Annotated in this window: 12 protein-coding genes and 1 pseudogene; 1 reads left to right on the top strand and 12 read right to left on the bottom strand. The window is 43.9% G+C overall.

What is annotated here, in order from left to right:
• Nucleotides 1-7: 7 nt before the first annotated feature.
• A complete protein-coding gene (modB, locus tag RTR43_RS15740; protein ID WP_312473182.1) occupies nucleotides 8-670 on the top strand; it encodes a molybdate ABC transporter permease subunit in 663 nt (220 codons plus the stop codon).
• Nucleotides 671-786: 116 nt separating this feature from the next.
• On the opposite strand, the gene RTR43_RS15735 is transcribed toward modB, so the two are convergent.
• The 12 genes and pseudogenes from RTR43_RS15735 to fdhD form a co-directional block, all read right to left on the bottom strand.
• Entirely contained in the window at nucleotides 787-1806 is a 1020-nt protein-coding gene (locus RTR43_RS15735; RefSeq protein ID WP_312473181.1) for a thiazole biosynthesis adenylyltransferase ThiF, read from the bottom strand.
• Nucleotides 1807-1850: 44 nt separating this feature from the next.
• Nucleotides 1851-2084 carry a molybdopterin converting factor subunit 1 gene (gene moaD, locus RTR43_RS15730; protein WP_312473180.1) on the bottom strand — a complete coding sequence of 78 codons (234 nt, stop codon included), beginning with the start codon at nucleotides 2082-2084 and terminating at the stop codon, nucleotides 1851-1853.
• Entirely contained in the window at nucleotides 2077-2541 is a 465-nt protein-coding gene (locus RTR43_RS15725) for a molybdenum cofactor biosynthesis protein MoaE (RefSeq protein WP_312473179.1), read from the bottom strand. Before RTR43_RS15725 ends, moaD begins: the two co-directional genes overlap by 8 nt.
• Nucleotides 2542-2550: 9 nt before the next feature.
• The gene (locus tag RTR43_RS15720; RefSeq protein ID WP_312473178.1) at nucleotides 2551-4473 is read right to left on the bottom strand and encodes a molybdopterin biosynthesis protein; all 1923 of its coding nucleotides are present in this window, start codon (nucleotides 4471-4473) and stop codon (nucleotides 2551-2553) included.
• A gap of 12 nt (nucleotides 4474-4485) precedes the next feature.
• A complete protein-coding gene (locus tag RTR43_RS15715; protein WP_312473177.1) occupies nucleotides 4486-5718 on the bottom strand; it encodes a molybdopterin molybdotransferase MoeA in 1233 nt (410 codons plus the stop codon).
• A gap of 17 nt (nucleotides 5719-5735) precedes the next feature.
• Entirely contained in the window at nucleotides 5736-6335 is a 600-nt protein-coding gene (mobA, locus tag RTR43_RS15710) for a molybdenum cofactor guanylyltransferase (protein ID WP_312473176.1), read from the bottom strand.
• A 172-nt stretch (nucleotides 6336-6507) separates the two neighbouring features.
• Complete coding sequence (locus tag RTR43_RS15705) at nucleotides 6508-7317, bottom strand: formate dehydrogenase accessory protein FdhE (protein ID WP_312473175.1); 810 nt, start codon at nucleotides 7315-7317, stop codon at nucleotides 6508-6510.
• Between the two features lie 119 nt (nucleotides 7318-7436).
• Nucleotides 7437-8147 (bottom strand): formate dehydrogenase subunit gamma, encoded by a 711-nt coding sequence (locus RTR43_RS15700; RefSeq protein ID WP_312473174.1) that lies wholly within the window; start codon nucleotides 8145-8147, stop codon nucleotides 7437-7439.
• Nucleotides 8140-8967, bottom strand: coding sequence for a 4Fe-4S dicluster domain-containing protein (locus RTR43_RS15695; protein WP_312473173.1), 828 nt, complete (start codon nucleotides 8965-8967; stop codon nucleotides 8140-8142). The genes RTR43_RS15700 and RTR43_RS15695 overlap by 8 nt, the downstream gene beginning before the upstream one ends.
• Nucleotides 8967-11369, bottom strand: a pseudogene (gene fdnG, locus RTR43_RS15690) (formate dehydrogenase-N subunit alpha); the annotation flags it as partial. The pseudogene fdnG and the gene RTR43_RS15695, both read right to left, overlap by 1 nt.
• 12 nt (nucleotides 11370-11381) lie before the next feature.
• Nucleotides 11382-11954 (bottom strand): twin-arginine translocation signal domain-containing protein, encoded by a 573-nt coding sequence (locus RTR43_RS25740; RefSeq protein ID WP_483870156.1) that lies wholly within the window; start codon nucleotides 11952-11954, stop codon nucleotides 11382-11384.
• Nucleotides 11955-12037: 83 nt separating this feature from the next.
• Entirely contained in the window at nucleotides 12038-12799 is a 762-nt protein-coding gene (gene fdhD, locus RTR43_RS15685) for a formate dehydrogenase accessory sulfurtransferase FdhD (RefSeq protein ID WP_312473172.1), read from the bottom strand.
• Between the last annotated feature and the right edge of the window lie 492 nt (nucleotides 12800-13291).

The raw sequence follows: 13291 nt of genomic DNA, 5'->3' as shown, positions 1-13291 counted from the left end.
ATCGAACATGACAGACCACTTTTGGGATCCTGTAATACTATCAATCGAGATTGCGATTGTTTCAGGATGCATTGTTTTGGTTTTAGGGTTATTTATAGGAAAGTTCATGGCCAAGGTAAAATTCAAAGGCAAGGCGATTATTGAAACCATCTTCCTTTTGCCTTTAGTGTTACCACCAACGGTTGTGGGTTTTTTGTTACTTGTCCTCTTTGGAAAACAGAGCCCCATCGGTCAATTAATCGAATGGGTGTTTCATCAGCCAATCATTTTTACTTGGTGGGCAGCCGTTCTTGCTGCTACGATTGTTGCATTTCCCCTCATGTATCAATCGGCGAAGACCGGATTTGAAGAGGTGGATGGAGATGTTGAGGATGCAGCCCGTGTAGATGGGGCGAATAAATTCCAGCTATTCCTATTTGTATCCATTCCACTAGCATTGAAATCCATTATTTCAGGTGGAATTTTAAGTTTTGCCCGAGCGTTAGGTGAATTTGGAGCAACGCTCATGTTCGCTGGGAATATCCCGGGGAAAACCCAAACCACCCCGACAGCCATCTATGTCGCGATTGACTCTGGCAATATGCATATGGCCTGGCTATGGGTCATAAGCATGATTGCTATCTCCTTTCTGATGTTGGTCTGTGTACAGCTGTCGAAGTCTAAAGGGTAACCATGAAACAATCTCCTTTCATGGAGGTAGAACATCCCTTGTTACATGAAAAACCCGTACCAAAATAGGTACGGGTTCCTTTTGTTGTCCAGAGCTCTTAATCGTGCTACCCCATTTTATCCTAAAATCCGCTGATAAATTGACTTAGCATGGGTCAAATCCTTTGTACCATGGATGAGGGCGCGGCCATCTTGAAAAATAACCATCCGCTCTTCGCCCATTTCAACTGACAATAAATAAGGATTTCCATTCACTGTGTAGCCAAGTGAGTTAAGCTGCCCAGCGAGCCTATCAAGGGAAAGCTCCCCTTTAATAGACGGGCGGATTTGCACAGTATCGCGGCCGCACAAGACCGTTGTTTTTGTCATATTTTCATGATCGAGAAACGGATAATTCCGCTCCTCACCGCAGGATAAGCAGCCGGGGAACTTCGCCTTCGACATTTTCATGCTAGTATATTGGTTTCTCCATAAATCAAAGCTGACAAATGAAGTCCGGACCGACTCCCAATCCTCGACTAACATCTTCAATGCTTCAGCTGTTTGATGGGCAATTACCATTTGCACCGCCGGCGAAATAATACCACCCGTATCACAGGTCATCCCCTGTAGTGGAATCGTCCGCAGCAAGCAATTCAAGCACGGTGTTTTCCCGGGAATCATCGAAAAACTCATCCCATAGCTGCCAACACAAGCCCCGTAAATCCATGGAATCTTGTATTTCTGGGAAACATCGTTCATCGCCATCCGCGTTTCAAAGTTATCGGTAGCATCAAGCATGACGTCAACACCCACCACTAGGTCCTCCAGCAATTCAGGCGTCGCATCCCCGATGATTGAAATGATTTTCACATCGGAATTAATGGCCTTCAGGCGTTTTTCTGCCGCAGCCGCCTTTGGGAGCTTCTCAGCAACATCTTCTTCCGTATACAACTGCTGGCGCTGGAGATTACTGGCTTCGACATAATCCCGATCGACAATCGTAAGCTTACCTACTCCAGCTCGGGTCAATACTTCGGCACTCCCTGAGCCAAGGGCACCAGCACCAATAATCAGCACATGTTTTCTGCTAATTTTCGCTTGTCCTTCTTTTCCGATCCCTGGAAAGAGGACTTGTCGTGAATACCGTTCGTTCATACTTTTTCACCTCTAGAATAGAAAACTCGCCCAACATCTAAAGATCAGCCGCCGCTTACTGGCGGGATAAATGCAATCTCATCACCATCACGAATTACTTCATCATTCGATGCAAACTCTTCATTAATTGCCGTCATGATGGTTTCCATTTTGGGCAGGTTATACGTAGCAGATAACTCTACTTTCAGCTCGGCCACTGTTTTCCCGCTAGCATTCACTGTCAGAAACTCTTCACCAACAGCATCGCGCAAATGGGCAAAAAACAATACCTTATTCATGTAAGTCACCTGCCCCGGGCTTACCGCTTGGATAAGCAACTGTCTCGAGCTGATTCCCCATCCACGATTCGCCATCTTCCCAATGCTCTTTCTTCCAAATCGGAACGATTTCCTTAATACGTTCAATCGCATAGCGGTTGGCTTCATAGGCATCGGCACGGTGTGGCGTCGAAACAGCAATGACGACCGCGACATCGGTAATATCTAAGCGGCCGACTCGATGGGTAATGGCGACACATGAGCCTTCCCAGCGCTGTTCAATTTCCGCACCAATTTGCTCGAGCTTTTTCACAGCCATCGCTTCATAGGCTTCATAGATCAAAAATAAGGTTTTCTTGCCATGCGTTAATTCCCGGACGGTACCGATAAAGGTTGTGATGGCACCTGCTTCACGCTGGACCACTTTATCAATCACGGCTTGTATATTAATTGGTTCTTTTGAAATCTCGTAATTCATTTCCTCACCTCAAGCCAAACATTTTGGTTTTGCATTTTCCACCACGACATAACCGCCAATTTTTTCGACCTGCTCTTTGAATTCTGCCGATTGGATAATCTCAATTAACTGTCTGCCGCTTTCACTCTCATAAAACCCTTTCGTCATCAATAAATCATATTCCTCATCAGCGACTGGAACAAAGTCTAAGCGCATTGCTTTTGCTGCCGGATAAATCCCGAGCCCGACACCATTCTTATCACCATTTACTTCTGCTGCTACAGCTAAATGGGTGAACATCTCCCGTTCATAACCAGTGATGTCTTCAGGGGAGAGATTCGCATCCTCAAGCAGCATATCAAATAGAATTCTCGTTCCCGCCCCTTTTTGACGGTTCACAAAGTTCGCCTGCTTTTCCGCCACATCGACAACGGATTCGATGGCGAGCGGGTTGCCCTTTGGTAACAGCCAGCCTTGCTTTCTTTTTAAAAATGGATAGAGAACAACGTCTTGGCTCGCTAATAATTTATTTACATATGAGATATTATATTGCTTTGTACTCGGGTCAAGCAAATGAATACCCGCTACATGGGCCTCTCCTTTTCGAATCGCCATGATTCCAGCCATGCTACCGACATGCGAAGAGACAATTTTCATTTCTGTCCGCTTATCTTTCAGCTGTGACGATAACAGGTCAATCGTCAGATCGTGACTGCCACAAAACACAATCGCCTGTTTGATTTCCTCAAGCGGGCGCAGCAATTCTACTTCGGCAAAATCGCCCTGCTCATATCCGATTACATTGGTCGGTACGATTAGGAGGCCATCTGCTCTGACATACGACATCGTGACCCCCGCATTTCTTGTCAGCGGATTGGCGACAAATTGTCCATTCACATAGCCGATATTCATTCGGACAAAATCCTCCGCACCCATTCCTGAGACAATTCGGCGGCCAAGCTTGACCGTTATTGTTTGCCGGCGCGGTTCAGGGATTTGTAAATACTTGCAAATTAGTGGTCTTAAAAACCATTCGAGGGCCAAATAAGCTGACACGGGATAACCAGGAACGCCAACGACAATTTTCCCCTTTATTTTCCCTAAAATAACGGGTTTGCCAGGCCGTGCGGCGACACCATGGGTAAAGACCTCCCCGATTTCGCCAATTATGTGAACCGTGAAGTCCTTCCGTCCCGCCGAAGAGCCGGCATTGATGACGATGATATCAGATGTCTCCGCCGCTTCTAAAAGCACGGCTTTAATCTTTTCCGGTTCATCCTTGACGATTTTATGAAGCTTCGGTTCCCCGCCCCATTCTTTCACAAAGTTAGCAAATACCGTTCCGTTAAATTCTATAATTTTTCCAGCAGAAAGGGTTGAATTCACTTCAACGAGTTCATTTCCTGTTGGAATAATCGTGACGACTGGCTTTTTCGCGACCGAAATATGGGTTAACTGGGTTGCTAGCAGTACACCTAGATCAGCAGGTCTCAAAATATGTCCTTGCGGAAACATCATTTCCTCTTGAACAATATCTTCGCCAATGGGGCGAATATGCTGCCATGGTGTGGCCGGTTCGATAATTTCGATTGTATCTTCATCAATAAAATCGACATTTTCAATCATAATCACAGCATCAAACGGTGCAGGAATGGCATTTCCTGTGTCCACATGACAGAACTGCTCTCCAAACTTAAGACGTAGCGGGTTTTGCTCGTGAGCACTATACGTACTTTCAGCGATAACAGCAACTCCATCCATCGCCGAGGCATGGTAATGCGGCGTCGAGTTCTGGGCAAAAATTGGCTCAGCCGTTACGCGGCCAAGGGCGTCACTTGTTGGAATCACTTCTTTTTCAAGGGGCAGCCCGAAGGCCTCGAGGATTTCCCGCTTCGCTTCCATTCGGGGCTTGTCCTCTAAATAAATTTTTCGCTTATAGTGTTTGTGATCCATTTATACTCCCCCTTATCTTGAGACAAACACAGGTACGTATTCACCCTGTAAAACTCCTTCTTTTTCAGAAGTAATTTCAACAATACCATCACTTTTTACCAATGTTGTGATCAAACCTGATTTTCCGATAATCGGCTCGGCCCACCACTCGCTGTCTTTTTCAAACAAGCGAACGCGGATATAATCGGACCGCCCTGGTGAGGATGGAATATTTTTGGTCATCCGGGCAAAAATACGCTCCGGTTTATGCTCGATTTCCTCACCCTTTAGCTTTCGTAAAATTCGCTGACCAAAAAGTTGAAAGATAATCATCGCTGAGGCTGGGTGTCCCGGCAGTCCAATCACCGGTTTTCCATTTGCCAATGCCAGAATCGTTGGCTTACCTGGCTTGATAGAGATGCCATGAACAAACACACCAGGATCACCTAAGGATTGAATCACATCCGTTGTATAGTCCTTCGCTCCTACTGAACTACCACCTGAAAGGATTAAACCATCGACTTGATCATAGAGTTCACGGGCTTTTTGCTTAAATTCGTCAAAGTCATCTTTTACAATTCCACCGTATACAACATCGACATTCCATTCATTCGCCAGTCCAGCAATCGTTAAATAGTTAATGTCACGAATTTGTCCTGCTGAAAGGGTTTCAGTTTGATAGGGGACGATTTCATCGCCCGATGACAGATAACCAACCTTCAATTTACGGAAGACGGTCACATGGGTTATTCCTAAAGACGCAAGTGCGCCTAATTCCTGGGGACGAAGCTTCGTTCCCTTATTGAGAAGGATTTCGCCTTCTTTAATATCTTCCCCCGTGCGAATCACATTTTCAGCAGGAGCATTTTGCTTGTACGTATTTAGGAGGCCATCTACATCCTCACAGTGTTCAATCATGATGACTGAGTCGCTGCCTCTAGGAAGCATGCCGCCTGTTGGGATGTAAACGGCCTTACCGTTACTGACAGACACAGTTGGAACCTCGCCCATTTTCACTTCCCCTACTAAGGTTAAAAAGCCGGGCATGGATTCTGAGGAACCATACGTATCCTTTGCACGAACGGCATAGCCATCAACAGTAGAGCGATCAAAGCTTGGTACATTTTCCTTCGCAATCACCGGCTCCGCAAGAATATAGTGAAGGGCTTCTGCTAGCTCTCGCACCTCTGTCTGTTCGATTGCTGGTATGTTCTCCTCGATTAAGGAAAAGGTCTCTTCCACTGTTTTCACTTTGAAAAATTGCATGGTCGCCTCATTCCCCCTTAAAATTCTGCTTCGGCCCACTTTTTGGCATCTTCATACTCATTCGGGTTATTCATATTAAAAAAAACACGTTCAAGATCCATTTGGCTATAGGTCTGCAGGTCGCTTTCTGTCATGTAAAGAACATTTAAGCGGTCAAACAGATGTTTCATGCGCAATCTACCTTCTTCGATACTTCTGGCTGCTTCTCCTGCTATTTTCTTGTGATATACAGCAAATAACGGATGCTGTTTACCATTAATCACAGGAATGACGGCATCGTAATGGCCGCAAGACTCTACAAGGGCCTCGGCAAGTTCCACAGAAACAAACGGCATATCACAGGCGACGATTAAATTCACATCGTAATCAGAGACCATTAAGCCGGCATGAACACCTGCGAGCGGTCCCATTCCCGGATATTGGTCCGAGGTCATTTTCATTCCTAAAAATTCATAGGTCTTAGGTTCATTGGTTACGAGAATTATATCATCAAAGAGCAGTTTAAGTGCATCCCGGGTTCGTTCGATATTGGTTTTCTCGTTTATTTTTAGAAACGCTTTATTCGTTCCCATTCTGCTCGATTTTCCGCCTGCTAAAATAATGGCAGCAGCTTTCATAATAAAACCCCATTCATGGAAATGAACTAAAAATAAGTAGTATACAAACATAATAAAGGCGGTGTGAGCAGAGCTTCACCTATTCAAAATAAAAATGGCATCTTTTCCGCTCAGCTTGGATATCCTGATTGGTTTTTGCAACGCTCCGCCCTTTTACCACAAAAGCACTTTCTTAATTTGTTTGTTTTTTCTCCCCAACCACATTGTAGCTATTCTCCTGGGCAACAAAATCCAAGTGAATGGAGTTTAAATCGAGCAGGGCAGCGGATGGCTGGCTGATATATTGTCTGGTATCGATAATTTTAATATAGCCATTGCACTCATCGCAAACTTGAATTTGCGAGACCGAATCGCCTTCAATCGTTAAAAACTGAACAGTTTTATGATTTTCATTACCGCAATGCGAGCACTCCAGACGTTTTGCATGCCAGTGTGCCAGGCAGCGTGGGCAATGGATGACTTTTTTCCCTTCGTCTTCAAGAGCTGCTAAGCGGACTGGTTCACCGCAAACAGGACAACCAGCACCTGGTACCGCACGATGGATTTCATGTTGAACTTTTTCAGCAGTTAGTTGTAGGTAAGGGCGAAGAGCGGTTTCAGCGAGGAATTGCGGGATCCATTCTTCCAATCCATTTTCTTCTGCAAAGCTGGCAAAATAAAGATGGTTGAAGGCGAAGGCCTCTTCAATCCAATTGATAGCAATTTCCTCATTTAGCAGGCTGGCGATACCCGCAAGCTTTGGCTCAAGCTCAGGAATGCTTTTTATAATAAGCGCATTTATTTCCTCTACCCACTGTAAGAATAGTGAAATTTCAAAGTCAATTGCCGTTAATGCGGCTGCAGGCACCCCTGCCTCCATGGCAGCCTTATCAAGGTTTGGTCTAATGGTTTCCGGATCTAGCTGTAGCTTCCACTGTTCTTGAAGCTTGATGATTTCCTTTTGCAGTTCCTGGTATTCTTTTGAAACAACGGATTTTATCATTGTCGCTACACCTCTTTCGATTATTATAGCTAGCTTTCGCTTTTGTTTATAGAAATGGCTGTCCTGTTACAGACAGCCATTTCCCTTTAATTAACTTTTTTACGTGAAGCCACGGCTGTTTAAGCGCCTTTATTTTTCTTATGTTTTGGATCGTCTAGGTTAGGGAAATTGCCTTTTTTAACTTCTTCTTCATACCATTCTGTGTAGTGATCTTTTGCCCACCAAGCAGGAACCTTACCTGTGACAACACCAGAATATCCTGGTCTTGAGTTTTTATGGACAACACTGAGATAAATGTGTCCGACAATAACCGCAATCGCAAGACCAAAGCCGACGTTATGAAGGAAGTATCCCCACTGGACAACAGCCCGAGGGAAATATTCATGGAACCACATTGGGAACCCAGAGCCAATAATTAAGATAGCGGTGAAAATTTGGATTAACGAGTTAATTTTTTCACCAGCGTTAAAGAATGTTTGTCTTACATGCTTGAAATTTAAACCAAAAAGCTCTTTCACGAATTCACTAAAGAACTGAATATCACGTTTTTTCCAAGTGATCAGCTCTTTCATCCATAGCTTAAAGCCTTTAAAGTCAAAGATGACCCAAATAAATGTCGGTGTACAAAACACGACGGCAAAGATGCGGTGCAGCAGACGGGCATTCGCTGGACCACCTAGAACGGGATACAGCCAGTTAAAGAACTCTGTATACATCGGCAAAGCCGTAATATAAAGGGCAAAGAAAGATATAGCATTGACAGCATGAGCCCAGACAAATGCCTTAGAAAACCGTCTAACTTTCACTTCCGATTTTTGTTGATTACTCATGGCTGTCACCTCCATCTTGCGTCTCGTCATTGAATTTTTTACTGAAAAACTTATTGGCCACAAACGCACCGACAACCGCCATTGTTGTTGCCCCAATCATGGCTTTCCCGATTGGCTGAGCATAATCCTTCCATAAAACAGCAGATGTCGGAACTTTAGGATTTTCAGGCAAACCGTATACGGATGGTTTTTCTGCCAAAACATAAACAGCATGAGTGCCGCCGACGCCTTCAGGGTTATAAACCATCGCATTTGGATAACGGTCCTTAATTTCCTTGACGCGCTTTTCTGCCTTTTGAATCATGGCGTCTTTATCGCCAAATTCCATTGTACCCGTATGGCAAGTCGTTACGCAGGCAGGCTGTAAGCCCTCATCGATTCGGTCTGTACACATGGTGCACTTATGAGCCTTTCTGTATTCCTTACCGTTTTTATCTTTATATTCCTTCAAGGAAATCACTTCAAATGGACAGTTTTGCGTGCAATAGCCGCAGCCGACGCACTTGTCATGATCAATCACAACTGTTCCATATTTCGTATAGGAGATTGCACTTTCAGGGCAGACCTTTTCACAAGCTGCATCGGTACAATGGAAACAGGAAGAATGCCGGAACAGGTACTCTAAATCACCTTTTCCATTCTCATGCTCGACGTATTGCAAGACATTCCATGTATCCGCTGTTGTTTTCGCATGCGATTGAACACTGCCAAGAAACTCCGTTGGCTCAGCCGGTAGGTCATTCCAGTTTTTGCAAGCAACCATACAGGCACGGCAGCCGTCACACTTCGTTACATCAACATATTTCACATATTTCGTCATTAGTCAGCCCTCCTAACATTACAGAGGAATGCTTTATATTCAGGAATCATTGTATTAGCATCCCCAATATGCGGAGTCAGGCGGTTGGCTGTATCTCCGGTAGCGAATCCTTTAAAGCCGAAATGCCATGGCATTCCGATTTGATGTACTTTTTTACCTCTCACGGTAAAAGGCTTATAGCGTTTCGTTACCATTGCATAGGCTTTAATTTCGCCACGCGCTGAGCTAACAATGACTTTGTCTTTGTTCTTAATGCCTATTTCTTTTGCCAGCTCTTCACTCATTTCAATAAACATATGGCCGGCAAGTTCTGAGAGCCACTCTTGGTTCCGTGTCATCGTGCCGGATTGCCAGTGTTCGCTTACGCGGTAGGTTGTCCCTACAATTGGATAGTCCACCTTGAAACCGCGTTTATTGAAGTTTTCTTCAAAAATCACAGTTGCTGGGTTCATTTCCTGTGCTGAAAACGCATTTGGAATTGGACTTTCATATGGCTCATAATGTTCTGGGAACGGACCATCATTTAAGGTTGGTGCAAATAATAATGCTACACCATCTTTATTCATCATAAAGGCACCTGTACCACCTGGTTCTGTTGGTGCTGTTACCGCTTTAAAGTCCGGAACGTCCTTGCCGACCCATTTCTTCTGAGCTGCATCCCACCAGATAACCGCCTTTTCCTTACTCCATGGTTGTCCGCTTGCATCAGCTGAGGCACGGTTGTAGAGAATCCGGCGGTTCATTGGCCATGCATATGACCAGTTCAAATAGTGTTCGCCGCCCGTATCCTTGTTATCGCGGTTCTTGGATTTGTTCTTTCCTTCTTCAGGATAGAAGCCGGAATAAATCCAGTTACCACATGAAGTTGTGCCATCGTCTAATAAGGCACCAAAGTTCGCAATCAACTTACCAGTTTTTAGATCATAGCCATTGATTTCTTTCGCTACTAGATCTATATCTGGTTCTTCACCGTTTCCGTAGTTCCAATCAAGAGCTAAGAACGGTTTGTCTGCTGATTTTGGACTGTTGGCATATAGCTTTTTAAGTTTTAAGGCCATTTCATGGATGATATCTAGGTCTGGTCGTGCTTCGCCTCTTGAATCAATTGCCTTCCAGCGGTATTGCATCCAGCGTGAGCTGTTGGAAATACTGCCTTCTTTTTCAAATGAAGCACTCGCTGGAAGCAGGAATACTTCTGTATTGATTTTTGATGGGTCACTGCCCGCTTCTTTTTGCCAGAAAGCGGAGGTTTCTGTTTCCCAAAGGTCAATCGCTACCATCCACTTCAAGTTGCCAAGTGCTTCTTTTTCTTTACCAGCATTCGGTCCGCCGACAATTGGGTTGGTTCCAAATAGGAAGGCACCGTCAAGCTCGCCCTTGGACATGGCATTAAATAAGTTCATGTGTGAGTAGTTTTTATTTCCCTTTGGTAAAAATTGATAGCCGAATTCATTATCCTTCGTAGCATTCGCGCCGTACCATGATTTCAGTAAGCTGACAACAAATTTTGGCTTATTGCTCCAATAGCCTGTTTTTGGTGTTTCTTTCTCCAAGTAGCCTTTCAATGTGGCATGCTCTGGAACTGATGCTTTTGGTGCACCTAGATAGCCTGTTAGGTTATCAAATAATAAACCAAAGTCTGTTGAGCCTTGAACATTGGATTCGCCGCGCATCGCGTTGATTCCGCCGCCAGGTAAGCCGATGTTTCCTAACAGAAGCTGTAAGATAGCATAGATGCGAACGTTCTGTGAGCCGACGGTATGCTGAGTGGTTCCCATCGCATACAAGATGGTTCCTGCTTTTCCGACCTTACCGGTTTCACAGAAGGTTTTACAAACCTTTAAGTAGTCTTCTTTTGGTGTTCCTGTTACAGTTGTTACTGTTTTTACATCATAACGGGAATAATGTTTTTTCATTAGTTGGAATACAGAACGCGGGTGCTCTAAGGTTTCATCCTTCACCGGCTTGCCATCTTCTGTAGTTTCAATTCCCCATTTTGTTTTATCGTACGCTCTTTTTGCCTCGTCATAGCCTGAGAATAAGCCATCCTTAAAGTCATAGCCCTCTTTGACGATAAAGGCAGCGTTTGTATATTTAGCAACATACTCTTTGTGGATGAGATTGTTTTCAATCGCATAATTAATCATCCCACCGACAAACGGAATATCCGTACCGGAGCGGAGTGCAGCGTAAACATCAGCCTGTGCCGATGTTCTAGTAAAACGCGGGTCAACAGAAACAATTTTACCGCCGTTTTCCTTTGCTTTTGTTAACCATCTAAAGCTAATTGGATGGTTTTCAGCAGGGTTTGCGCCTATGATTAACGCACAATCAGTATGCTGCAGATCATTCCAATGGTTAGTCATTGCTCCACGACCAAATGTAGGTGCCAGACCGGCAACCGTAGAACTATGTCATATTCGTGCCTGGTGTTCTAAATAAGTAACACCAAGCCCTCTCATTAGTTTCGAGAGCAAATAGGTTTCTTCGTTATCAAGTGCCGCCCCGCCAAGGCTGGCAATCTTTTCGGTTTTATTAACGGTAACTCCGTTTTCTACTTCGACGAACGAGTTATCGCGTGTTTCTTTAGTTCGTTTGGCAATGGTATCAAGCATCCATTCCCAATCTTTTTCTTCCCATTTATTGCTTCCTGGTGCACGGTAAAGCGGTTTTGTTAAGCGTTTTTCAGAAGTATATAACTGTCTTAATGTTGTTCCTTTGCTGCATAGCTTACCTTCGTTAATTGGGCTATCCGGATCCCCTTCCGTATAAACCACAGTATTGTTTTTGGTGTGAACGAGGATTCCGCATCCGACACCACAGTAGCAGCAAATGGTTGGTGTTACAGTAGCTTTGGCAATTTTGAATTCTTTTGTTTTCGCATAGGCTTTTTTCTCATTAAAACCCAGTTCGACCACAGCTAGTGTTGCTGCTGTTGCTCCTGATAGCTTTAAAAATTGCCGGCGATTTAAGTTCATTTCAACCATCACTATTCTCCTTCCCAAAAATATTGATTAGAACATCCCTTTTTTCTCTCTAAAAATAATTCCTTACTTTTAAACTCCCCCTTTCAATGCATCTCTGCAGCTAGCTCGATATTTACATCATTTTCAACCCTGCCTGTTGAGGTATAAATCGTGGCCATTTTCCCTCTTAAATAGCCAATTACCTCGATATTTAGGTATTTTGCGAGCTGTACTGCCTGTTTAGTGGCTGCTGTACGTGAACCGATAATAGGAAAGCCAAATTTGGCAGCTTTTGAGAGCATTTCATATGAAACCCGTCCAGTTGTGAGTAAAATTAACCGTTCAGGCTGTAAACAATTTCTAATTGCGTGACCAATGATCTTGTCGACGGCATTGTGACGGCCAATATCTTCGCGAATCGTCATATTGCCCGTTTCATCCACAATACAGGCTCCATGCATCCCGCCTGTCTCTAAATAAAGTGATGAATTTTGAGCAAATTCACTTCGCTTCTTTAAGAGATAACTTAATGGATAGGAATTGCTTGACGCCACTTTGTCAAAATTCTTCACATCTGTCATCGAGAAGAAGGTGACTCCTCTGCCGCAACCCGCAGTGTAATGCTTCTTTTTCGAAAAAACTTGGTCTTCATCAAAATGTGTGCGGAGTGCAACGTTGATGGTGCCCATTTCTTCGTTGATGATGACGGATTCTATATCGCTTGCTTCCTGAATAAATCCTTCAGAAAACAAATAGCCATATGCCCAATCGTCGAGGTCGTATTTTGTCAGTTGAAAAACGGCCATTTCATAACCGTTTATAATCAAGGAAATTGGAAATTCATCCGGACAACCTTTGCGGTTCATGGTTTTCCCTCCCCTAAGGAAATTTTTCCTTATTTAATCATTGTAAAAACAGTACCAATTGCACTCAGCGACATTTGTCACTTTGTCGAAAATTGTAACCTAAATATAGAAGATCTTTTGGTGTTACTTTTTGCTTACTAACAAACTCAAAATGATAAATAACAGGACTTCAATCATTCTTTTTCATATTTGTGTCATATTTTCAACAATTTTGTGAACTCGCAAGTTAATCACTATGTTAATATTATTTAGGTGTCGTTAGAAAGCGATTTCATGCCGTATCTCGCTTTCTTTTATAACCATCGTACTGCTCCCTGTACTTTCCGAAAGTAACATTTATCACTCTATGCGTGTGTAAATAGTATAAATGGGCTATTTGTCATCTTTCTGTCAAAATAAGAAAAGCGCAAGCGCCCGTTAAGCCGCGTATGGACTGGAGCAATTTGACTGAGATAAAGGAAACACGGAGAGCGATAGCGATCCGATGTTGAC

The sequence above is a fragment of the Neobacillus sp. genome (genome assembly GCF_031988165.1).
Lineage (GTDB): Bacteria > Bacillota > Bacilli > Bacillales > Cytobacillaceae > Neobacillus > Neobacillus rhizosphaerae.
The sequence above is the reverse complement of the archived record's forward strand: the minus strand, read 5'-3'. Positions and strand labels throughout refer to the sequence as shown.